This is a genomic window from Leptospira venezuelensis (genome assembly GCF_002150035.1).
Classification (GTDB): Bacteria; Spirochaetota; Leptospiria; order Leptospirales; family Leptospiraceae; genus Leptospira_B; species Leptospira_B venezuelensis.
Window position 1 is genome coordinate 180,359 of sequence record NZ_NETS01000010.1, and the last position, 21,894, is coordinate 202,252.

The window sequence follows — 21,894 nt, forward strand, 5'->3', positions numbered from 1 at the left end:
AGCAGAACTCTTAATTCTTACTCCAAACCACGTAAGAAGGTTTTACTGAAACAACAAAGTATTTATCCTTCATACGGATCTCTGCATAAGCGCGATTTAGAATTTTACGATATACTATAAATTCCAAATTCCAAGGACCGGGCTCGGAAGAAGGACCCAAAACTTTCGTAGGTGCCGGCTCTCCATTTGATTCGGATTCTGATCCGTTTTTCCAAATCCATTTTATGGAAAGAGGAAGATAAGCAGGATCGGCAAATGCAAAACTCGCCTCTTCCTCTTCTTCCGCTACTATGGAAAGTAATGTTTCCAAACTTCCCGGAGAAACTTCTTTGCAGAATTGAGGTTGGATGGATGGAGTTCCGAAAAATGGCCTACGTATTACCTTACATAAATATTTTGCTCTGTCTGGAACTACAAGGTCCGCTTCTTTGTCTCGCGCATCCCAAAAAGGAAATTTATTTCTGCCATCCGGAGGAATAAGTTTATTTAGGATGTCTGCTGATTCAGAATCTTCTTCAGAATCATCGTCTTTGTCTGTAGTCTTAGATCCTACTTGTTTTATAAATAGATCTATCGCTTCTCTGCCTCCACCTTCGAGTGCATAAGCAAATACTGGATCTGGATTTTCTCTCATCAAAATTTTAAGAGCAGGTAAATAGGTCTGTATCCAATCCCAATTCCCAGATTGGCAAATCTTCTTCATCAGAATTTCAGATTCGTCACCTGCGTTGAAAGAATCTCCTATCATTGTGCAGGCTTCTTTCTTTCTATCCATGATCAGCAGGTTTTTTGCAGTCTCCCATTTTCCTCTTTTAGAAGAAGCATAAGTACTACTTGCCAGAAAATATCTGGTACTGGATTCAAATTTTCCGTTATGCCTGAGAAACTTAGCGTATAAGAACAAAAGATCCGATTTTGATTCATTGCTCAGTTCTTTGAATCTTCCAGAAAGGAATACTCTTTTGTATGGAGTTCCCTTTCCTGATTGTATGGAAGATCCCACCCAAAGTGGAAGAGCTTCGTCTTTTGTAAGAACATCCTTGGAGAAAAGATAAAAGAATACATTATCCCATCCCTCGAAATCTCTTTGTTTCATTTTGAGAGAATAACAAAGACGGATCAAGGAATGATTTTCTTTTTTAGACAATACTCTGTAAGGATCTGGAGGAGAAGGTTGTATCAATTCTCCTGTTTCTGGATGAACAGTTGGCTCAGGAGGTTCCCAAACGGGAGTTTCTTTAGAGCAAGAATTTATAACGGCTAATAAAGAAAATGGTGTAACTCCCAATCCATCGGAAAGCGTTTTTACGAGAGAGGACCATTCTCCCTTTTTATTTTTTAAACTTCCGACTTTTGTTTGGTATTGGATAGCTGGAATGTATTTATTAAATTTTTCGTATAAAAAGTAGAGCCGAGAAGATGCAGTTTTTTTAAAGTCTCCCGTTCCAGAGGAACGAACAACCTCTTCGTATAATGGGATTGCAAATATTGGAGAAAGTTTTTCCAATTCGTAAGCTTCTTCATAAGAAACAGCAAAACTTAAATTGGGGAAAAAAGAAAATGCGAAAAATAAAAGAATCGGAATCTTTCTTTTAGAAAACATTCTTCAATAACTCCTGTTTTGCATCCGACTTATGGGTCAGAGGACAGGTTTCCGTAGGAAGATGAGATGGATGAAATATTTCACTAGTCTTTTTCGGACAATCCGGCCCAGGAAGTTTTCCGGATTCAGGACAGATTTCCATAGTTACCGCTCTTTGGGAATATTGGTATTTTTTTCTTTCTTCCTTATCGCCTGATTCTGCAGAATCAAATAGTTTAGCGATGGTTCCCCATAAAGGAGCGGCAATTGTTCCGCCTAACGCAGAACTTCCCATTCCAAAGCTAGGAGAATCGTAACCCAACCAAACAGCCATAGAAATTCCCGGTCTTACTCCTACGAACCAAGCATCTCTATGATCATTCGTAGTTCCCGTTTTCCCGGCGACTTCTCCACGATAACCTGTATTTCGAACTCCCGCATGGTTTGCACTTCCATGTAGCAGGTCCACCATAATCTCAGCAGTTGGAGGTGAGATCGCTTTTCTGGTCTGAGGCCATTTCAAATTAAATTCGTCCTGGTCTTTTCTTTGGTAAACAACGTTACCCGCTCTATCTACCACTTTTTCGATCAGATGAGGTCTAACTATATTCCCATCGTTTGCAAATGCAGAGTAGGCAGAAGCCATCTCTAAAGGAGAAAGTTCTAAAGATCCTAATGCCAAAGAAAGATCTCGTCTAAATCTATTTTTCAAAACTTTTTCTTCAGGAAAGAAAAATCTTTCGAAAGCAGCGGAAATCTCGCCTAACCCGAGTTTTTCGGCGATCTGGACTGCTGCAGTGTTTTTAGATTTTGCAAGCGCAACTCTTAAAGAAATATCTCCGTCGTATTGGTTCCCTATATTTTCGGGCATCCAATTCGAGACAGAATTTTTATAGATCAGAGGTGCATCTAAGATATGTGTCGCTGGATTTGCGATCCCAGAATCGATCGCTTCCGAATACAGGATCGGCTTGATAGTAGATCCTGTTTGTCTATACATTCCGGTGGCCCTTGGAAATTGATTATCCGATTTGAATTCAGTTCCTCCGTGTAAAAGAAGAACATCTCCTGTTTGAGGATCTACTGCTACAACTGCAGCTTGTAATCCGCTGTCTCCACCAGTTACGAACCTGTCCGTATCTATAAATAATTCCAATGCAGGAGAAAGTTCAGCGACTAAATTTCGGAATGGAGTAACATCAGAATTTTTACCATTCTCCGTAAGACGATTTCGCCTAACTTGTCCTCCCTTCAAAAGATTCTCTACATGAGTTTTGACCACCTTCTGCAATTCCGCCTGAACCGGTTGAGAGATTGTGGTATAAACGGAAAATCCTCCGCTTTCATATATATTTGTGTCCGGATACATTGTCTGGAGGAATTTTCTAACATGTTCGGTTACATAAGGAGAATCATCCTTACGATTTCCATACACTGTCTCTCCTGGGGAACGTGTATTAAATGTTTGATAGATGTCTTGGATCGCAGGTCTTAAATCTTCTTTTAATGCGCCGTCATTTTCCAGAGATCGCAAAATTGCCTCTACTCTTCCGGAAGATAGATCAGGATTTTTTAATGGAGAAAAACGATTAGGAGCAGAAGCCAAAGAGGCAAGGACGATCATCTCAGATACATTCAAGTCTTTAGGCTTTTTCCCAAAATAGAACTCAGAAGCACTTGCAAAACCAAAAGCACCATGACCCAAATACACATTATTCATATAATGTAATAGGATCTTTTCTTTATCTAAGGAAGATTCCAAGGCATAAGCAAGTTGAGCTTCTTTTAACTTTCTCCCTAAACTTTTTTCACGATCATTCAGAAGGATACGAGCCAATTGCTGAGTAATTGTAGAAGCACCCTGCTTAAATCTAAAACTGATTACGTTTACGAAGAACGCACGCAAAACAGAAGAATAATGAATTCCTCCATGAGTAAAGAAACTGCGGTCTTCTACAAGAAGCACCATTCTTTTTAGATTTTCAGGATATGCTTCCCATTCTAAATTGCTTGTCTTCTTGCCAAAAATTTCAGAGACCTTTCTACCATCTCTATCATAGATAACAGTGGGCTGATGAATATAAAAAATACTTAATAGACCTGGGACTTCTGCTTCTCTTTGGATAACTCCCATCCAGAAAAATATCAAGAACACTAATACCAAAGGTAAAGGGATCAGAACGAGCCAGATATTCGGTCGGAATTTTGGAAACTGGAATTTTCTTCCCTTCTCCAATAATCTTTCCGACAAAGTTTTGATCGGACGATGAAAAGCCGTAGGTGATTCGGTTTCGGTTCTAACTTTTTGAAACCAGGGACGGTCTTCGGAAGAATTTTTAGACCAGGACTCTTTCCAATTCTCCCATTTGGTCTGTAAACTTTCTAGGAGAACCGTGATCGGAGATTCTTTGGGGACTTCTTTTGGAATAGGACGAATAACAGGTCTTTCTTTCTCTTGATGATATGTTGGAGTTCCAACAGGTGGTGTCTGTGCTGGAATCTCCTCTTTGAGAGATGGCTTTTCCTCTAGAGTTTCATTTGGAGAAGATACATACTTGACCAATGCCTTCTGGCCGCAGCGATAACAGGTAAGTTTAAAAACAGTCCCAGTCGGAACTCCTTCCGGCAGCCTGGAAATGGTTCCGCAAGAAAGGCATTCAAACTTTGATTCTGTAAGAGTGCGGACCTTAGTTTCCAACATCTCTATTAATGTCGGAGAGATCCGCTAACCCTACAAGCAAGAAAGTGTTTATGGCACTGGTTTTCTTTCGGTGATTACTAGGAAATCTGCCAATTTCCAATCTTCTTCTTGAAAACTTTTACCTTCTTCCGAAGGAAAAATGCTGACTGTCAAGACATTCAGTCCCATCTGTCTGAGCCTATATGTCAGTCCTAAACTTCGATCAGAATGGAATCTCCCGTTCACATGAACTACTTTTCTTTTTAATAAAAAGAATGCCTCTGCAATAGAATCCGCCATGGAAGCATCCCAAACATATTGAGCGTCTATAAACTTTTGTTTATCAGGAGAAAACCCTGTAGGAGAATGTTCCGCGATCATCGCGGACAGAAGTTCTTCATATTCTTTTTGTCTGAATAAATTATATGTATATCGAGGAGGAAGAAAGGGAGATCTGATCTTATATAAAGAATCCAAACCTTGGTGAGATACAAGGTTTACATATTTTCGAGGAGCGTTAGCCGCAAGAACTGGAAGATTATTTTCTTTTGCAAAAGAAACCATAGGATGATAATCCGTTTGGTAATTTGGCCAAAATTTTCCTGAATTCAGAAAACCTTTTTCGGTAATTTCTCCTTTGCAGAATTCGTCCACTGATCTTTGCTGATCCTTCTCCAACATCTCCAAGGAAAGAAGTGTCGGATATGCAGATGCCAATTTTTTTAAAGCCTCCAATTTCCAAACATGTCCCACCTTATCATTATGTTCTTCCCCAAAAATAATAACATCCGTATCTTTCGCCTTCTCGATGATAGATGAAATTTCTACCTTGGATTTACTTTTTGAATCATAAACTTCAGGTTTAAAAGTTTGGGAGAATAAGAAAGAAGGGAAAAGAAGGAGCAGAATAATACGAACCAGCATGAAACTTAGTTTGGAAATCGAAAGAAAAAAGAAAAGAACTTAAATAGGCATTAGAAGGTTGTAAATCTATCGACAAAGATCTGGATGGTCGGATCATTCTACCACTTTTGAAGAGGTGAAGATGAATACTGAAACTGTTACTATCAAAACAGCTCATGGGGAAATGCAAACGTTCGTGGCTTATCCGGATTCTTCTCCTTCTCCCTGTATTTTAGTATTACAAGAAGCTTTTGGAGTAAACGATCATATCAAAGATGTTGCGATCCGATTCGCAAAAGAAGGTTATCTTGCAGTTGCTCCTGAACTTTATTATAGAACTGCACCTCCTGGATTTGCGGGAAGTTACGAAGACTTCATGGCGTTAAAACCTCATTTTAGCCAATTGACTCCTGAGAATTTACAATCGGATTTGAATGCGGTATTAGATTGGATAAAAATAAATCCTAAAAGTATTCCCGATCGGATCGCAAGTATAGGTTATTGTTTGGGTGGGTGGGTTTCCTTTTTGGCAAACTCACTTTATACATTCAAGGCAGCGATTTCGTATTATGGATCCAGAATAGTCCAAACCTCGGAAGAATATTCTCCCAAACAAAACGCACCTTTACTCTTGGTTTGGGCAGGTAAGGATAGAAGTGTAAAACAAACTCATATAGCTGCGATCTCTGAATTACTAAAGAGTTCGGGAAAAAATTATGTGGAGTTGGTTTTTTCGGAAGCAGAGCATGGATTCTTCTGTGATGCAAGAGCTGCCTACCATAAAACTTCTGCCGCTCAGGCTTGGGCAATCACATTAGCTTTTTTGAAAGAATATCTGTAGGAGCTCTGTTCGTTCGAACTCCTACATTATAGATTTAAAATTTTAAAACGGATGTTGGAATTCCTACACTACAATCTAAAATCGATGTTGGAACTCCTACACACGCCCTTATTTCAAATTTTTCTCAATTTGGTCTGTAACTTCTTTGCTATCCGGTTCTGTTCCAGAACGAAATCTTGCTACGATCTTGCCAGCAGGAGAGATTAAGAACTTTTCGAAATTCCATTTCACATCACCTGGGTCCGGAGATGAAGAAGTTAGATAGGTATAGAGAGGATGTTGATCTTCTCCCTTGACTGAGATCTTGGACATCATATCAAACGTAGCGCCTTTTTTCACTCTACAGAATTGTTCTATCTCTGCATCGCTACCAGGTTCTTGGGAGAGAAAATTATTCGCGGGAAAACCGACGATCTCGAAGCCCTTCTCCTTATATTTTTTATAAACCTTTTCCAAGTTTTCGTATTGGTAGGTATATCCACATTTAGAAGCAACGTTTACGATAAGTAATGTTTTTCCTTTGTATTTAGAAAGTGCTATATCCTTTCCTTTGATATCCTTTACAGTAAAATCATAAACCGCTTTTGGAGCTGCGAATAAAGAAGAGGAAACAATCATTAAGGAAAGAAAGATCAAAACAGATTTGAGAGCCATAGTGGAATCATATCCGAATCCCGGAAACAGGTCCATCCGTTTCCGGGATATTCTTTCGATCTTAAACAGGTTTTTTAAGTAAAGATCGTTTTATTGCAAAACGAACTCCTTGGAAGTTCCGGTGAATTTTTTGTAAGTCCAGAAAATTCCCCAGAACTGTTTCGCCAAACCGTTGTATACAACTCTATACGTACCAGCTTGTTGGTTCCGTATCAACCAAGTGATCGTAACTTCGGATGTAGCCGAAAGATCCCCACCTGTTCTAGCCCAATCATAAGCCGTATACGGATTATTATCGTTGGCACCAGTAGTCCAAGAACTTCCGTTTTTCTTCTGGATCTCCAAATACGTATATGTATTCGGATCATAATAAGAAGAAAGAGATCCATCCAGTTTTTTATCCTGAACCACTCTCGGATGTGATCCCTGGAATTTTACCATCACAGTATCTTTGGTCCTATTATAGGAAGAATTCGAATCAGTTAGAACTTTTCCGAAATCTCCTCCATCGTTCACTATACCGTTTTGGGATAACCAAGTTTGTATAAACTGTTGGTTAGAAAGATCTGGAGGATTTGGACCTGCAGTTGTAGAACGATTCGCTACTATATCCTTAGCGATCCTATCGAATTCCTGTATCAATGCTGCGTTTGCCCAAGGGCCATAAGCGGTAAATCCACCTTCGAAGTTTTGGGCTGAATATTCCTCACGAGTAGTTAGATATTGAGCATAAGCGTTTGCCATCGCCCCCACAACCACGTTGGAGATTCCTACCGGAGCAAGAGTTGTAGTCAACTTTGCTTTCAATCTTCTTCCTGCATTCGTAGTCACTTCAAAAGGAGAAGCTACAATCGCAGTATTACCTATAGTGATCACTTGCAAAGGAAGAACTACAGGAACGAATGGCACCTGAGGATTTGGGAACCAGAAACTATCCACTTCTCCCACTGGAAGAAGAGTGAATTTTTCTTTATCACATGCCTCATACTTTGTGGAACTCAAAGCTAATTGAGCGAGAGGCCAAAGATATCCAAGAATCTGAGCGGCACCGCTCAAGTTCGTTAAAGAATAATTCTTTTTAACCCAGGCACCGTTCTCGAATACAAAATTGTTACGGATCTCTCCTTCCTTCGCAAATTCTACAGGAGCACCTTCTTCATCACCTGCCAAAAACCCGCCACCGATTGTGGCAACACATGTTGTATTTCCAGTGCCAGTATCCCATGGCATAGTAAATGCACCTATATACGAGGGATCTACCGAAACTTTATTATTCCAAACTACATGAGAATGTCTATAACCGATATTTCCAGTAAGAGTTGTAGTTGCTGCATTATATAATTCTAATGCTTTACTTCCTTGCTTCGTTCCATGAACAATAGGATTTTCCAAAGCATCCAGACTAGGATCTATATCATTCGGTCTTAAGAAAGGTTTTGTTATATCTGTAGGATCGGGAGTATTCGGACTAACATCCCCCATTGGACCCTGAGGAAATGCTGCCACAAAATTCCCACCAAAAGTGTTTTCCACAAGGTAAGAAGCGTATCCTTTATTGTCTCCGTGCGCCCTACGATTTGTAATTCCGAGAGAAGTTCCGTGGACAGCAAACCAGTTCAGCAATCCTATCGGAGAACCGTCAGTGCCTTCAAAACGAAGCAGACTCATTGTTTCGTTTACATTAGATGAATAATTTGATTTGTCCAAGTTCCAAGCATAAGCAGCAGAAGATCTGTTATTTGCAAAATTGGAAAGATTCCCTGCTACAAATTTGATCCTTGCTTCTCTTCTATTATTATAAGCTGCCTTAATAGAATCTGCGATACCGTTCACCACTATATTATAATGAACCTTATCAAAACCGATCACTCCGTTGAATAGATTGAATAATGTGTACCAAGAAATATTAGAAGGAGCAGAATGTGTATGGGTCGCAAACAGAAGCACATTATCATTATTAAACGCAGATCCATAACCGTCGGCTTGTAACTTTTTAACGACACCTATCTTTACGCTTTGATACATGTGGATCATATCGTTGGTAACGATCGCTACCTTAGCTCCACCAGGACGTTCGATCACGAATGCTCTAGAATAAAGCCTCATGGCCAGACCTGACATCTCGTCACCTGGACTATTATATCCGGTACTCGATTGCACAAAGGGCCCAGTAATATCGACCTTTCCAGCCCCTACCAAAAACACGTCCGCAGGTGTAGATGTAGGTAACGCAAGAGTGTTGAGAATGGGATTAGAGCCGGATTCTTTTACTCCATTAGAAGAAACGGCCAGTTCCAATAGTTTATCGTCGTCTGATTTCTGATCACAACCTGTTAAGCTGAAGATCAAAGCCAATGCCAAGGTAAAAAATTTCGAATATATGTTTTTCATTTCCTTGCCTCCACAGTTCACGAAGTGGGTTAACCGAAATTCAAGAAAGGTCAAACGATTTTTAAAGCAAATGTAAGTATGCACTTACGTTCGAAAAAAACATTATAAGTTCTTAATTTATTTCGAACGTATTTGTACCACTCACTGGATAATTTTATAATTAAAATATAAGTGATCGGTACGTTAATGTAAGTGAGGATGCGAGATTGGCTGGTTTGTTATAAAAAGGCCCAAGCAGAAATATTCTTTCGTATTCCATGCTCGGGCTGCCTTTTAGATTTTATTATAATGAATTTTATTTTTTAGCAATGAACCAATCAAAACTAAAACTTGCTACATTCGCTTGTGTCTCGTCAAAAAGTTCTACTCCAACAGTAAGCCCCGCTCTCCCTTTCTTTTCGAGTTGGGCCATAAATGCAGACCATTCCTGCTCGTCGATCACTCCCTTGGACACTACTCTTCCTTGTGCAGGTTTCTTGTATTTTACTTCGGACTTACGCACTACAGGAATAATTTCAAAAGGAAGAGAAGCAACTCTGGACAGCAAATACTCTCCTCCACTTCCCTCCGCAAGAGCGAATAACGCCGCAGCATGTCCGGAGCCTACATGATTTTTATAGATTGGTTTATCTTCCATGACCAAGAGAGCATCCTCTCCTTGTTTAGGCCTGGAAAGCTGGATATGTACGTTGAATGGTATGGATAAAACGTCGAATTTCTCTGTCATATACATAGTTAGAAATTTCGTTCCTCTTATATCAAACCGAAAAAGAATACTAAATATCGATTTATTCTTAGGTTCGTTTGTAAAACGAACCTTTGGAATTAAGCTTTATATCTTTCGATCAACATGGAACCTGCAATTCCTCCATGAGCACATGCTGTGAGTAATACTCTATTTGCTTTTGGATCTTCTTGCAGATCCATGATAGCATTATTCACCAAGCGAACCCCTGTAGCTCCAAATGGGTGACCGATCGCAATGGAGCCTCCATTTGGATTGATCTTCTTCTCATCGAATTTTTTCTCCCAATCCCAGCCGGTATCCATTCTCAACTGTTCCATTGCTGCAACCGCTGTTGAAGCATACGCTTCATGGATCTCAACGTAATCCATATCTTCTAATTTCAACTGTAGATCTTCCAACAGACCTTCAGTGGCAACTGCTTGTCCAAGTCCCATCAGATTAGGATGAACTCCTTTCATTCTCCATCCGGAAAGTAACCCTTCTATCTTTAAGCCCAGAGCATTTGCCTTCTCTACAGTGGTGATGATCACGCCGGCGGCTCCGTCTGAACGAGGGCTTGCGTTGAAGATGGAAACAGTAGGTCCATGCGTCTTCTTAAGATCCTTGCCGTATTTTTTCTTAAAATCTTCAAACTTACTTTGAGGATTCTCAAAAAGAAGCATGGCTCTCCCCATTCGACTTGGATTTTCCACGAGACCTTTTCTGAGTTCAACTGCCTCGTCAATTTTCAGCAAATTGCCTTCTTGGTCTTTTACAGGAATGATAAATGGTTCGTATCTTCCTTCCATTGAAGCATCGTAAGTTCGTTTAAATGATTCGAATGCTACCTTGTCAGTGATTTCACGAGACAATTCGTAATTCTGAGCAAGAATCTCCGCAGTCACCTGCATTCCGTAAGAATTTTCCCCATCATCTAAACCGTCTTCAAGAGTATCCCTAAGCTCGACTCCTTCCGGAAGATTATCAGGAAGAAGTTTATTCAGTTTTTCTAATGATCCTGTTTTTTTATTCAAGCGGGCATTTTTTACGATAAAAGGCATGTCGGTTTGAGATTCTTCTCCGATTACAAGGAATACTTCTCCTTCTCCCAATATAATCCTTCTTGCTGCTTCTGAGATCGCTTCGATCCCAGATACGCAGTTATTGGATAAAGTTATCGAAGGAATTTTGTCTCTAAGCCCTATTAGATTTGCGATTACACGAGCTGGATTTGGAGAACTTGGGAAACCTTCTCCAACTACGATACCGTCTATATCTTCTTTGTTTATCCCACTCTTTTGGATAATACTCTCTGCAACGATCTTTCCTAAATGATGAGCCGGATAAGCTCCTAATCCTTTTGCGATCTGTGCGAACGGAGTTCTAAGTGGTGTGCAAATTGCTAGTTTAGTTTCGAGTTTCATCGTTTTTCTCCCGATTCAGTTTCGAAATTTTTTCATTGGTGCATATACACTATTTAGACCACGAAATTGAGAACATTAAAAGCAAAATATTTCAACTGCCTCAAAAAGAATGATTCAAAACAAGAAAGCTAAAAACAGATAAAGAAGAAGGTATAAAAAACCCTGAAGAAGTTTCCTTCCCCAGGGTCTTATTCAATTCGAGAAGTTAAGAATTAACCTTCGAATCTTTCGATGAGCATTGCTCCTGCAATTCCACCGTGAGCACAAGCAGTAAGAACTACTTTTTTAGCCTTAGGGTCTTCTTGAAGGTCCATGATCGCGTTGTTCACCAAACGGATACCAGTAGCTCCGAATGGGTGACCGATTGCGATAGATCCACCGTTAGGGTTGATCTTCTTCTCGTCGAATTTTTGCTCCCATTTCCAACCGGTATCTTTCTCGATTTGAACAAGAGCTGCAACTGCAGTAGCTGCAAATGCTTCGTGGATCTCAACGTAGTCTACGTCTTCGATCTTAACTCCGGTGTCTTTAAGAAGTGATTCGGTAGCATAAGCTTGTCCGATCCCCATTAAGTTAGGATCTACACCATACATTTTCCATCCGGAAAGAACTGCTTCGATTTTTAATCCAAGAGCTTTTGCTTTTTCAACAGTAGTTAAGATAACACCAGCTGCTCCATCAGAACGAGGGCTCGCGTTAAAGATAGAAACGGTTGGTCCGTGAGATTTTTTAAGATATTTGGAATACTTAGTTTTGAACTCATCAAATTTCATTTGAGGGTTATCGAAAAGAAGCATTGCTCTTCCCATACGGCTTGGGTTTTCAACAAGTCCTTCACGAAGTCCAACTGCCTCATCGATTGTAAGTTCAGTTCCGTCTTCGTCTTTCATAGGGATAATGAATGGAGCGTATTTTCCTGCTTTAGAAGCTTCTAATGCTCTTTTGAAAGATTCGAAAGCTAATTTGTCAGTGATCTCGCGAGAAAGTTCGTAGTTCTGAGCAAGGATCTCAGCAGTTACTTGCATTCCGTAAGAAGTTTCTCCGTCACCAAGTCCGTCCTCAAGAGTGTCTCTAAGTTCAACACCTTCTGGAAGATTGTCAGGAAGAAGTTTTTTCAGTTTATCCAAAGATCCTGCTTTCTTGTTCAATCTTGCGTTTTTAACAACGAAAGGCATAGAAGTTTGGGATTCTTCTCCGATTACTAGGAAAAGTTCACCTTCTCCAAGAATAATTCGGCGAGCTGCTTCGGAAAGAGCTTCGATTCCGGATACACAGTTATTAGAAACAGTGATCGAAGGAACTTCGTCTCTGAGTCCGATTAGGTTAGCGATCACTCTCGCGGAGTTCGGAGCGTTAGAGAAACCTTCTCCAACTACGATTCCGTCGATTTGATCTTTTTTAACTCCACTCTTTGCGATAATGTCTTCAGCCACTATACGACCTAGGTGATGGCCAGGATAGGGTCCTAAAGCTTTCGCAATTTGAGCGAAGGGAGTTCTTCTTGGCGTACAAATCGCCAATTTTTGATCGAGTTTCATTGTCTTTCTCCAGACCTTTTATTTGGTACGTTCATTAGAATAAGATAATATTTCATTTGGAGGCCCCCTCAGGGAATTCGGTGACCCTTGCAAATACTTTCAGTAGATCCTCTCCAGGTTTTTTAGGTCTAGATTTACTTACTGATACTACAAGTAGATCATCCATGGATTCTGCCAGGATTTCTCCAGTCTCAGAGTCGCTGACCTCTTGTCTCATACGGCTCCAAATTTTATCAAAACTATGAATCCAAGTTTGTATCTTTGCTCTTCTTCCCGCAGCAAGAGGCTTATGATAACGGATCTTTCCACCCATATAAAAAAGTGTGGTATCCATCGCGACCAGATCTTCCAGACTAAGTCCACATTCAGCAGTGAAATTCCAGCGACCTTCTTCCAATAGTCTCCAATAATGAGAAGGATTGTAGTCTCCGAATGGATTTCTTTCACAAAAAAATAGATCTCTTGCTGCAAGTGTGCGCTCACAAGATCCCGAAAAAGAAGGAATAGATTCGAATGAAGAAACTAATTCTTCGGAAGGATCTTGAGCTGCGATAAGCTGAAAAGGTTTTCCATCCTTCTCTGTTCTTGCTAATGTTCTGATCTCAGCGGCAACTTTTCCGTTTGGATCCAAAACTTCTTGAGAGAAGGTCAATAGGCCGTCTTGACCGGAGCGATAATTAGTGCGTACGGATAAATCTGTGTTTTCCATTTGTTGGGCAAGAAATCGTATATCTGCCCCGACGGTTTGTAATCGAACCGATTCTTCGATCATTCTTTTCCAAGAATAGCCCGCTTCTTCTAAGATACGATATCTATCCCCTAGACAAGAGTCTTCGTATGTCCTGCTAGTGGTATGTCTTTGTGTATCTAGATCCGAAAATCTGGTTCTGACTTGTTCTTTTTCCGTTACAGACATTTTGAACCGTCCTGACACTAGCTTAGACCCCTGGGAAATCGGAGCAATAAAAAAATACAGAACGTTCGTTCTGGTTTTTTATACGCTAAACCCAAATTCTATTGACGAAACGAGGTTTTTAGGGCAATACTGAAAAAATAACGTATTTAAGCACATGACCGCTCAGAGAAAAAAAAGAGATTCCGGGGCCAGTGTCCGAGAAAGAATTCTAGATACTGCGACTGATCTTTTCTATAAACAGGGATTTTCCAATACCGGAATGAGACAGATTATCCAAGAATCCGGTTCAGTTGCTGCTAGTCTTTACGATCATTTTCCTTCTAAAAAAGAACTTGGAATCGCTTACCTCGCCCGTCAGGAAGAAAAGACTCTTTCGGATCTTGCGTCTCTTATGGAAAGATATCCAGAGGTCCAAGAATTTCTAAGAGCTTGGGTCATCTTGAAAGAAAGACAGATTCGTCATCATGAATTTTTCGGAGATCCATTTGCGGGTTTTGCAAATCAAGTCATGGATGCCGATCCGGAGTATACAGAATTTCTAAAAGGTATCGCGGAGAAGTGGACTAAGATGATCCGAGATTATCTTAGTAGAGCAGTTGCTTCCGGCCAATTTTCAAGAACAATGGATATCCAATATGTATCAAGAAGAGTGTTGATGGCATATCACGGTTCCATCACACTTTGGAGAATGACTAAAGATCTACGCTATATTCGAGAAATGGAAGATAGCCTTAGAGAGATCTTCGACGAATATACTGCTAAGTAAATCGGATCACCTCCGAGTCTTAGTCCCGAATTTAATCTTAGAGGCCGATTTAATTTTTTGAGGCTCCTCTATTACATCTTTTAATTCTGTTTTTTCGACATGTAAAAGTTTTAAAGGACTTTCTGCATTAACCTTACAATCCTGTGTATGAGTTGCGGAAAAATTTGTAACTGCTAACATCATTTGAGTCCAAGCGGTCATCGTTTCCGGACTTCTTTTTGCACTCTGTAATCCAGAAAGAATAGGATCTTTCATCTTTTCCATCAAATTGCAGGAAGGAAAATAAATCGCTCCTCCCTTCTTCAAAAATCTCGAAACAGGAATAAAAAGAAAATTTCTGATATGGCTGGGTTTCCCTTTAGTAGCCTCAGCAAATTTCAAATAGATGATCAGATTTTTTTCAGCAAGAGATTCGGCCTCTCTAATAGAAGCCTGGCCCTTTCTTGCTACGGAAGAAGACCTAGCAAATCCCCTTTCTATTTCGTGTCGGATGTGACGAGCGCATAGATGTTGGATCATTTCCCAGCCCCCAAGCACTACCGATTTGGGACGATGATATATAATAGAGTCATCATTCTCTAGATAGAAATGTTTTCCTTCTTTCTGGTTCAAATCGTAATACAACTCTCCGATGATCACACTATTGGATGCATGTTCCTCGGCTGAATGTCTTAGTTCGTCCAAAGCAACTGCATCCGTTAAAGGAACAAAAGAATCGCTTCCTGCTAAAAAATCCAAACAACTTCCGATAAATTCGTGGTGATCACTATGCTCCTGGTAGGCAGTCACTTGGGGAGAATTGCAGGAGAATAGAATGAATAAACTGCTAAGAAAAAATAATGAAGTGCGAGCCATATGTAATCGAGCGAGTATTTCATATTCCTCGAATTCTGTCGGTCAAAATCTTAGATCCAGTTCTATAAATATTCAGATTTAGATTGATTATAAAAGTATTCCGAACTCTTGGATCCAGAGATCGGATGATTGTTCAAAAATAAATTTCCTACTTAAGGATTTTAGATTTGAACTAAAGGATTCTATAACTAATCTTCTCCCCGCATGAAAGATAAACCTGGCATTTTTAAAAAGCTCCGTTACCATTTTGATAATTTTATGTCTAGGGGAGGAGGTTCGGTATTCGCAGCACTAATGACCCTATTCTTAGGAGCCTTTTTATTCTTATCACTAGTGCGGATACTTGGGACATTCATCTTTCCGGATGAATCCATTAAGGAATCGGGTGATTTTTTATGGAGAGTTTTTTTGCAAATCTCTGACGCGGGAGCAGTTGCAGAAGATGGAGAATCCAACTGGTTTAATAAAGTAATTGGTATCTTAAGCGTCTTTTCAGGTTTAGTTTTATTCTCCAGCTTAGTAGCATTTATTACGAATCAATTTGATCAAAAAATCCAAGAACTCAGAAAGGGAAAGAGCGAAGTTTTAGAATCTGAGCATTCATTGATCTTAGGATTTGGGATTCGCACGATAGAAATATTAAGGGAATTGATAGAAGCAAACTCTTCTGAATCAGGAAAAGCGGTTGTTATACTTGCAGACCAAGATAAGGAAGAAATGGATGATTTTCTTTCCGAAAATCTGGAAGATACTAAGACCACAAAAATTATCACAAGGTCAGGGTTACCTTCTCATCTTAATTCTCTAAAAAAAGTAAATGCTTCCAAGGCAAGAAGTATCATTATACTCAATCCTTCCAGTTCTGAAGAATCAGAAGAAGGTAAATCAATTGGAGATGCAAAAGTTTTAAAGTCCATCATGGCACTTGTTGCATTAAATGGAGAATCTGGACTTCCTCCTATTGTTGCTGAACTTCATGGATTCGAAAATCGAAATATTGCCTCGGATCTTTCCGAATCAGTTCAAGTCATGGATGAAAGAAGTATTCTTTCTAAATTACTTGTACAAACCTCTAGGACTTCCGGTCTTGCGATCGTGTATTCTAATCTGGTTGGATTTGAAGGAAATGAGATCTATTTTTATAAACCTAAGAATGGCTGGAGAGGTTTAAATTATTCAGAAATTTCATTTAGATTCAAGGAATCAGTCCCATTAGGTTTCAGAAAAATTAACGGAGAGATTATTTTAAATCCGGACCCTGAGTATTCACCTGAAAATGAAGAAGATGCAATCATTCTTGCAGAGGATGATTCTAAGATAAAATTCGATGAGAAACCAGTAATTGTGAACGCCGCACTTTCTTATCCTAATACGACTCTATCAAGACCGATCGACAAACAATTGATCATTGGCTGGAATTCCAAAAGCAAGATCATTGTAGATGAGTATGCAAAATTCTCATCTCCTGATTCTCAAATTGACCTTTTGATAAATGAATCTAATGAAGAGATCAAAACTGCTCTCGCAAAACTTAAGTCAAAATATCCTCAGATCAAACTTAGATCCTTGATTGCAAATCTTTCCCAAGAAGGTATTTTGGAAAAACTTTCACCAGAACAGTATGATTCCGTAATATTCTTAGCCGAGGAGAAGGAGAATATTGAAGAAGTAGATGCAAGAACCATTTCTCTTTTATTAAGATTCCGCCAATACTTTAAGAAAAAACGACAGGCAGGCGGCAAAAAGGCAGAGACCCAACTGATCACAGAAATTATGAATTCAGAAAATACGGAATTGGTTTTAGAAACGGGAGTGAAAGACTTTTTGATCTCGAATCAATTTGTTTCTAAAATGATGGCTCAAGTTTCTCAAGAACCTGATGTAATGAGAGTTTATGACAGCTTATTTGATCCGAATGGAAGCGAGATCTATCTTAAACCAGCATTCCTGTATTTCGAAGATTTTCCAAAACGTGTAAATTTTGCTGACTGCATGTTAGCTGCACAACAAAGGAAGGAAACTTGCTTTGGAGTTAGGATCGTTTCAGAAGAAACGGATGAATCCAAAGGTTACGGCGTATATTTAATCCCAGATAAGCTGGAATATTTTACCTTACACGAATCCGACTCTTTGATCGTTTTGTCCGAAGACCAAGCTTAGTTTAACGTTTCTTCTTAGGTTTTGCTTTTTTAGGCGCAGGCTTAGCCGTTTTCTTTTTAGTGCTTACTTTCTTAGTAGCAGCTGTTTTAGAAGAAACTTTTTTGGAAGGAGCAGAAACAACCGTCTCCTTCTTCGCTTCTTCTTTAACAACAGGTTTTTGTTTAATTGGAAGTGGATCCTTCTTCTCTTCAGAAGTTACTAAAGAGCCAAGACATTCTATTCCTAGTGGTCCTAGGTATAAATTTAAATGTCCGTATTCTGGGATCTCGACATCATCAAAATGTCCTAGAGTTGCGCTTTCCCATGGGCGAACGATACCTTCTCCCTTTGTAAATACTGCTTGTACATTATGAAATTTTGAATAAGTTTCTACAACTTCCTTCACTAATTTAGATCCCGGCATCATTTGCCAAGTACAAGGAAAGATTGGAGCAAGATAAGCCATATAAGTTCCGTGCATAGGAGATCCTACCACGAAAATTTTTCGGACCCTGTCTCTTCCTTTATAACTTAAACCTGCGGCGATAAGCCCTCCCATGGAGTGACAAATCAGATAGCAGTCTTTGATATTCTTCTCTATTAGGAAATTCTCAAGTATCTTACTTTTTTTACGAATATTCCCGGTTTGGAATCCAAGCGGAACTACATATACAGGATGTCCAAGAGAGATCAGATGTTTGCGCATCGCAGTCCAAGTCAGACCTCTTCCTAAAAATCCGGAAACGCATACGATAGGGCGTTTATATCCCTCAGTATGATCCGGAAGTTCTATAAAGATCCCCAAGATATGACAGAAAAAATAATATATATGGTGATAGATCTCAGCTAGATGTTGTACGATTACAGGACGGATATTCCCTTTTTCGGGAAGGTAAGTAAGATGGTCTCTCTTCATTCGGTTTCTGCCGCGGGCGAATATCCCGCCCTACGGTAGAATCCATTCTCAGCCCCGAGGCGCAAACAGAATTTTATGCCCTTCTACTCTTCAAGATATAGAAGAATGTCATTTTGTTTTGGCCTCATATTCTGCAAAAAAATCGCATAATTCTTTATGAGAATACTGATGATCCGCGTAGGTAAACGTACCCGAGTTTTTTATTTCGAACGCCGCTTGTCGGATCAAATGAAAACAAGCTCTAGCAAGACTTCCGCCAATACTAATTCTTCGGACCCCAAGCGATCTTAACTCTTCAACAGTAAGTTGGTTATGACTTAAACCCATGACCACATTTAACGGACCATTGATAGAATTTACTAATGTTCCTATCGTTTTAGGATCTCCGATCCCAGGTATAAAAAGACAATCCGCTCCTGCCTCTTTATAAGAATTGCAACGGGTAATTGCTTCTTCCATTGCATTCGGATGATTTGTTAAGAATGCGTCCGTTCTTGCAGTAAGTGTAAATGGAATACCACTTTGATCCGCCATCTTTCTGATTGCATGTATTCTTTCGGTAGCGAGTTTGATATCTAATAAAGGAGAAGAAGGATCTCCACTCAGATCTTCTATATTACAACCAACTACTCCGATCCCAATCGCTTGTTTTACGGTTTCTGCAACTTGAGAAGGTTGGATTCCGTAGCCACCTTCCAGATCGGCGCTAATTGGAATTCCTACGGAATCCACGATAGATTTTATTTCGGAAAGCATATCTTCTTTACTCATGATCTGGTGATCCGGCAGCCCAGCTGCAAAAGCAATACCAGCACTCGTAGTTCCAATCGCAGAATATCCGGCACCTGCCAACATACGAGCGCTTCCCGCATCCCACGCATTAGGCATCACAAAGATATCTTTAGAATGTAGATTTCGGAATATTTCGCCTAATCTATTTTGCGCAGAAGTCATTCTTTCCTTTGAATATTAATCTTTTTTAAATTTTAAAGAAGCTGAATTGATACAATATCTAAGCCCGGTAGGTTCAGGTCCATCAGGGAATACATGTCCTAAATGTCCTCCGCATCTTGCACATAGAACTTCTGTGCGGGTCATTCCATGACTTGTATCTGTTTCCGATTGAACGGACTTTTCTGCTGCAGGTTTATAAAAAGAAGGCCAGCCGCTTCCGGATTCATATTTAGTATCCGAGCTGAATAACTCAGCACCACAAGCAGCGCAAAGGTATTTTCCTTTTTCCTTATTATAATAATATTCACCGGTAAATGCTCTTTCGGTTCCCTTCTCTCTAATGATCCGGTATTGGTCGGAACTTAGGACTTTTTTCCATTCTTCTTCTGACTTCTGGACTTCGTATTTCATCTTACCTCCTTTCTTTTCTTTTGGAGCTCCTATAGATTCGGAACATCCTGACAAAACGATTCCTAATAAATATACAAAACCGATAACTAGCCCGATTTTATTCATGGTTTTATTCCTCGCCGGATACTTCGGTTTCTACCCGAAAAGGTTACTTTTAAACCGTGGTCTTTTCGAGTTTACTATTGTGTTGTTCGGATTGTAAAGCTCAAACATTCTTCCAAACACCTGTTCGGTTCCTTCTTCTTTGTTCGTATTACAAACCAAAGTTATCATTCTAAAACCTTAGTGTAGGTAATACTTGACACAAGCTTAATAAAGCAGTACACCTAAAAGCCTTAAGCGACAGGGAGCATACAAATGATTCAAGGAAACTATTTCCAGGATAATACAGACTTACAAACTCATTTTGATAATCTTATAGATTGGAAGGAGATCGTAGCAGCATACGAAGGCGATTTCCATGATGCGGCAAAATACAAGCAGACTAATGATGATAGATTTGCATATGCACCTTCTACATTGCAGGAAGCGATAGATTATTATAAATCCACTGTGGATTCCTTGGGAGAAATTATGGGGGACTTCGTGGCTCCCCGTAGCAAGGAAATGGACCAAACCGGTTTAAAATATGAGAACGGCAAAGTTACTTTCCCAAAGGCACAAGAAGAATGTTACAAAACCTTAAGGGATGCAGGACTGATGCCCATCTCTATCTCCAGACAATATGGAGGTCTAGGCTTACCAGCGACTGTTCAATCCATGATGTGCGAAATAGCCGCCAGGGCAGATGCAGCATTCTGTCTAGCATACGGAAATATTAATATAGTCGAGATCATGGAAAGATTCGCTTCCGAAGAAATGTGCAATGAATGGTTACCTCAGATCGCTGCAGGAAAATTTAGTGCAGCCATGGCATTAACAGAACCTAACTACGGCTCCGATCTACCTAACGTGCAGACTAAAGCGACTCAAGCCCCCGATGGAACTTGGAAAATCAATGGAGCTAAACGTTTTATTACTCATGCCTGCGGTTATGTGGATTCTCCTTCTGTAATTCTTACGTTAGCTAGAACAGGAAGTCCTGAAAGTGGAGCGAGAGGCCTTTCCTTCTTCTTGGTACAAGGTAAAGATGTTCATGTTGCAGGAATAGAACATAAAATGGGATTACATTGTTCCCCTACCTGTGAAGTTGTTTTTGAAAATTCTCCAGGAATTTTGATCGGAAAAACTGGTTATGGCCTCGTGAAATATTCTATGGGGATGATGAATGCGGCAAGACTTACAATCGCAACTCAATCTTTAGGAATTGGAACCGCCGCATATTTTGAAGCAAAAAAATATGCTTCCGAAAGAATACAATTCGGCAAACCAATAGAGAAGATCCCTGCAGTCCGGAAAATTTTGGACAAGATGGAAAGAGAAATTTTAGCCACAAGATGCCTTGTTTCAGAAACAGGAAGGGCGATCGATCTCTATCATTGGAGAAAAGAAAGAATGCTTAAAGAAGAAGGTAAAAGCGAGAGAGATGTAAACCAAGACGAAACAATCCGTCGTTGGGAAAAACTCGCAGACTTATTCACTCCTATGAGTAAATATTACGCTTCCGAAGGTTGTGTTGCTCTTGCATCTGACGCGATCCAAATCCACGGAGGAAGTGGATACACCGAAGATTATGATGTAGCAAGGATCTATAGAGACAGTAGGATCACTACAATCTATGAAGGTACTACCCAATTGCAGATCGTGGCAGCAATCGGAGGAGTGGTTTCCGGAATGGCGGCTAGCGGGCATCTAAGAGCGTACGTAGAAGAAGAAATGTCCAAATTTTCTCCTTCTACAGACCTCAGATCTCTTTGGGAAAAATTAGAACAAGCAGTTCATTCTTACAAATCGATAGGAGATAGTTTTACAAAAGACGAACTCGCATTCGAAACTGTAGAGATTGCGGCAAGATTTGTAGCTGGAATGCTTTTAGAAAAATCTTTAGGCCAAGTGAATAGCGATCTGAAAAAAGAGAGATCTAAACATTCACAGGATTATAATATAGATTCTTTAGCAATTGCAGAAGGAAATCTATTACGTTTAGAAAGAGCAAACAGACAAGCTGCAGCAGTTTAAAAGTCCAAACGGCCGGCAATCGTCGGCCGTTTTTTTATAGTCCGTCCCAAAACTTAGGTTATCTATTGGCGCACAATTT

The 21,894-nt window shown here is 39.9% G+C and carries 17 protein-coding genes; 4 read left to right on the top strand and 13 right to left on the bottom strand.

The window, feature by feature from the left end; all coding sequences use genetic code 11:
* Positions 1 to 10: 10 nt before the first annotated feature.
* Genes B1C82_RS08015 through B1C82_RS08025 form a run of 3 tightly spaced genes read right to left on the bottom strand, consistent with a single transcriptional unit; the run spans position 11 to position 5,186 of the window.
* Entirely contained in the window at positions 11 to 1,603 is a 1,593-nt protein-coding gene (locus B1C82_RS08015; protein WP_086447093.1) for a hypothetical protein, read from the bottom strand.
* Entirely contained in the window at positions 1,593 to 4,283 is a 2,691-nt protein-coding gene (locus tag B1C82_RS08020; RefSeq protein WP_086447094.1) for a transglycosylase domain-containing protein, read from the bottom strand. The genes B1C82_RS08015 and B1C82_RS08020 overlap by 11 nt, the downstream gene beginning before the upstream one ends.
* A 48-nt stretch (positions 4,284 to 4,331) precedes the next feature.
* A complete protein-coding gene (locus B1C82_RS08025; RefSeq protein WP_086447095.1) occupies positions 4,332 to 5,186 on the bottom strand; it encodes a ChaN family lipoprotein in 855 nt (284 codons plus the stop codon).
* A 121-nt stretch (positions 5,187 to 5,307) separates the two neighbouring features.
* Between B1C82_RS08025 and B1C82_RS08030 the strand changes: the two genes are divergently transcribed.
* Complete coding sequence (locus tag B1C82_RS08030) at positions 5,308 to 6,006, top strand: dienelactone hydrolase family protein (RefSeq protein ID WP_086447096.1); 699 nt, start codon at positions 5,308 to 5,310, stop codon at positions 6,004 to 6,006.
* A 108-nt stretch (positions 6,007 to 6,114) separates the two neighbouring features.
* Here B1C82_RS08030 and B1C82_RS08035 read toward each other — a convergent pair whose 3' ends face one another.
* The 6 genes from B1C82_RS08035 to B1C82_RS08060 all read right to left on the bottom strand — a co-directional run bounded on the left by B1C82_RS08035 (position 6,115) and on the right by B1C82_RS08060 (position 13,656).
* Positions 6,115 to 6,624: a glutathione peroxidase gene (locus B1C82_RS08035; RefSeq protein WP_234008302.1), complete on the bottom strand. Its 510-nt coding sequence runs from the start codon at positions 6,622 to 6,624 to the stop codon at positions 6,115 to 6,117.
* Positions 6,625 to 6,750: 126 nt separating this feature from the next.
* Positions 6,751 to 9,051 carry a neutral/alkaline non-lysosomal ceramidase N-terminal domain-containing protein gene (locus B1C82_RS08040; protein ID WP_086447097.1) on the bottom strand — a complete coding sequence of 767 codons (2,301 nt, stop codon included), beginning with the start codon at positions 9,049 to 9,051 and terminating at the stop codon, positions 6,751 to 6,753.
* A gap of 295 nt (positions 9,052 to 9,346) precedes the next feature.
* On the bottom strand, positions 9,347 to 9,778 hold the full coding sequence (locus tag B1C82_RS08045; RefSeq protein ID WP_086447098.1) for a YiiD C-terminal domain-containing protein: 432 nt from the start codon (positions 9,776 to 9,778) through the stop codon (positions 9,347 to 9,349).
* A gap of 98 nt (positions 9,779 to 9,876) precedes the next feature.
* A complete protein-coding gene (locus tag B1C82_RS08050) occupies positions 9,877 to 11,202 on the bottom strand; it encodes a thiolase family protein (protein ID WP_086447099.1) in 1,326 nt (441 codons plus the stop codon).
* Between the two features lie 212 nt (positions 11,203 to 11,414).
* The gene (locus B1C82_RS08055) at positions 11,415 to 12,740 is read right to left on the bottom strand and encodes a thiolase family protein (RefSeq protein ID WP_086447100.1); all 1,326 of its coding nucleotides are present in this window, start codon (positions 12,738 to 12,740) and stop codon (positions 11,415 to 11,417) included.
* A gap of 52 nt (positions 12,741 to 12,792) precedes the next feature.
* Positions 12,793 to 13,656, bottom strand: coding sequence for a thioesterase family protein (locus tag B1C82_RS08060; protein ID WP_086447101.1), 864 nt, complete (start codon positions 13,654 to 13,656; stop codon positions 12,793 to 12,795).
* 154 nt (positions 13,657 to 13,810) lie between these two features.
* On the opposite strand from B1C82_RS08060, the gene B1C82_RS08065 reads away from it, so the two are divergent.
* On the top strand, positions 13,811 to 14,422 hold the full coding sequence (locus tag B1C82_RS08065; protein ID WP_086447102.1) for a TetR/AcrR family transcriptional regulator: 612 nt from the start codon (positions 13,811 to 13,813) through the stop codon (positions 14,420 to 14,422).
* 6 nt (positions 14,423 to 14,428) lie between these two features.
* On the opposite strand, the gene B1C82_RS08070 is transcribed toward B1C82_RS08065, so the two are convergent.
* Positions 14,429 to 15,277 carry a hypothetical protein gene (locus tag B1C82_RS08070; RefSeq protein WP_086447103.1) on the bottom strand — a complete coding sequence of 283 codons (849 nt, stop codon included), beginning with the start codon at positions 15,275 to 15,277 and terminating at the stop codon, positions 14,429 to 14,431.
* A 258-nt stretch (positions 15,278 to 15,535) separates the two neighbouring features.
* Here B1C82_RS08070 and B1C82_RS08075 point away from each other — a divergent pair, with 258 nt between their 5' ends.
* A complete protein-coding gene (locus B1C82_RS08075; protein WP_199775741.1) occupies positions 15,536 to 17,437 on the top strand; it encodes a CASTOR/POLLUX-related putative ion channel in 1,902 nt (633 codons plus the stop codon).
* A 1-nt stretch (position 17,438) separates the two neighbouring features.
* On the opposite strand, the gene B1C82_RS08080 is transcribed toward B1C82_RS08075, so the two are convergent.
* The 3 genes from B1C82_RS08080 to msrB all read right to left on the bottom strand — a co-directional run bounded on the left by B1C82_RS08080 (position 17,439) and on the right by msrB (position 19,697).
* Positions 17,439 to 18,332: an esterase/lipase family protein gene (locus B1C82_RS08080; protein WP_086447105.1), complete on the bottom strand. Its 894-nt coding sequence runs from the start codon at positions 18,330 to 18,332 to the stop codon at positions 17,439 to 17,441.
* Positions 18,333 to 18,440: 108 nt separating this feature from the next.
* Positions 18,441 to 19,286, bottom strand: coding sequence for an isocitrate lyase/PEP mutase family protein (locus B1C82_RS08085; RefSeq protein WP_086447106.1), 846 nt, complete (start codon positions 19,284 to 19,286; stop codon positions 18,441 to 18,443).
* A gap of 15 nt (positions 19,287 to 19,301) precedes the next feature.
* A complete protein-coding gene (gene msrB / locus B1C82_RS08090; protein WP_199775763.1) occupies positions 19,302 to 19,697 on the bottom strand; it encodes a peptide-methionine (R)-S-oxide reductase MsrB in 396 nt (131 codons plus the stop codon).
* Positions 19,698 to 20,054: 357 nt separating this feature from the next.
* Between msrB and B1C82_RS08095 the strand changes: the two genes are divergently transcribed.
* The gene (locus B1C82_RS08095; RefSeq protein WP_086447108.1) at positions 20,055 to 21,815 is read left to right on the top strand and encodes an acyl-CoA dehydrogenase family protein; all 1,761 of its coding nucleotides are present in this window, start codon (positions 20,055 to 20,057) and stop codon (positions 21,813 to 21,815) included.
* Positions 21,816 to 21,894 lie beyond the last annotated feature (79 nt).

Excerpts from the sequence above, each read along its gene's own strand:
- B1C82_RS08060 (WP_086447101.1), bottom strand. The coding sequence starts at position 13,656 with ATGTCTGTAACGGAAAAAGAACAAGTCAGAACCAGATTTTCGGATCTA.
- B1C82_RS08055 (WP_086447100.1), bottom strand. The coding sequence starts at position 12,740 with ATGAAACTCGATCAAAAATTGGCGATTTGTACGCCAAGAAGAACTCCC.
- B1C82_RS08050 (WP_086447099.1), bottom strand. The coding sequence starts at position 11,202 with ATGAAACTCGAAACTAAACTAGCAATTTGCACACCACTTAGAACTCCG.
- B1C82_RS08045 (WP_086447098.1), bottom strand. The coding sequence starts at position 9,778 with ATGACAGAGAAATTCGACGTTTTATCCATACCATTCAACGTACATATC.
- B1C82_RS08085 (WP_086447106.1), bottom strand. The coding sequence starts at position 19,286 with ATGACTTCTGCGCAAAATAGATTAGGCGAAATATTCCGAAATCTACAT.
- B1C82_RS08075 (WP_199775741.1), top strand. The coding sequence starts at position 15,536 with ATGTCTAGGGGAGGAGGTTCGGTATTCGCAGCACTAATGACCCTATTC.
- B1C82_RS08040 (WP_086447097.1), bottom strand. The coding sequence starts at position 9,051 with ATGAAAAACATATATTCGAAATTTTTTACCTTGGCATTGGCTTTGATC.
- msrB (WP_199775763.1), bottom strand. The coding sequence starts at position 19,697 with ATGAAATACGAAGTCCAGAAGTCAGAAGAAGAATGGAAAAAAGTCCTA.
- B1C82_RS08025 (WP_086447095.1), bottom strand. The coding sequence starts at position 5,186 with ATGCTGGTTCGTATTATTCTGCTCCTTCTTTTCCCTTCTTTCTTATTC.
- B1C82_RS08020 (WP_086447094.1), bottom strand. The coding sequence starts at position 4,283 with ATGTTGGAAACTAAGGTCCGCACTCTTACAGAATCAAAGTTTGAATGC.
- B1C82_RS08080 (WP_086447105.1), bottom strand. The coding sequence starts at position 18,332 with ATGAAGAGAGACCATCTTACTTACCTTCCCGAAAAAGGGAATATCCGT.
- B1C82_RS08065 (WP_086447102.1), top strand. The coding sequence starts at position 13,811 with ATGACCGCTCAGAGAAAAAAAAGAGATTCCGGGGCCAGTGTCCGAGAA.
- B1C82_RS08030 (WP_086447096.1), top strand. The coding sequence starts at position 5,308 with ATGAATACTGAAACTGTTACTATCAAAACAGCTCATGGGGAAATGCAA.
- B1C82_RS08035 (WP_234008302.1), bottom strand. The coding sequence starts at position 6,624 with ATGATTGTTTCCTCTTCTTTATTCGCAGCTCCAAAAGCGGTTTATGAT.
- B1C82_RS08095 (WP_086447108.1), top strand. The coding sequence starts at position 20,055 with ATGATTCAAGGAAACTATTTCCAGGATAATACAGACTTACAAACTCAT.
- B1C82_RS08015 (WP_086447093.1), bottom strand. The coding sequence starts at position 1,603 with ATGTTTTCTAAAAGAAAGATTCCGATTCTTTTATTTTTCGCATTTTCT.
- B1C82_RS08070 (WP_086447103.1), bottom strand. The coding sequence starts at position 15,277 with ATGGCTCGCACTTCATTATTTTTTCTTAGCAGTTTATTCATTCTATTC.